Here is a 434-nt window from a genome sequence, read left to right as displayed (position 1 = left end):
CACATCGCGGAGGTGGCCCGAACCGTGGCCGCCTGCCTGCCGACGGTCGCGCTCACCCGGCCCGGACCCGCCTCCGGCGCGGTGCTGCGGGCGGCCACCCTCACCATCACCGGGCTCCTGTGCTCACCGGCCACGGGCGTCTGCGCGGCGGACCGGATGGAGGCGGACCACCTCCACCTCCACCACCCCGGCCCCGGTGGCGGGTCCTGCCTCCGGGCCCGCCGCACCACCCTGACCGATGGCGTCCGCTTCCGCGCGGAGCAGTTCAGCGGCCGCGTCTTCGGCCTGCTGCCGCTGGCCCTGTCCACCCGTCGGGTGCCCCCGGTGCGCATCCCGTACCTGGTCGTCACGGACGCCCGCGCGCACGGCCTGTGGGCGCGGGCCGGCACCGTCGTCAGCGAGACCACGACCACGGGCCCGGCTCCGGCCCCGGC

1 pseudogene is annotated in these 434 nt (G+C 78.1%); it reads left to right on the top strand.

Annotated features, from left to right (window positions below):
- Nucleotides 1–24: 24 nt before the first annotated feature.
- A pseudogene (locus ACSNOD_RS31755) lies at nucleotides 25–434 on the top strand (hypothetical protein); the annotation flags it as partial.

Origin of the sequence: Streptomyces sp. URMC 123 (assembly GCF_051386515.1) — a bacterium.
Classification (GTDB): Bacteria; Actinomycetota; Actinomycetes; order Streptomycetales; family Streptomycetaceae; genus Streptomyces.
This window is presented reverse-complemented; position numbering and strand designations above follow the sequence as displayed.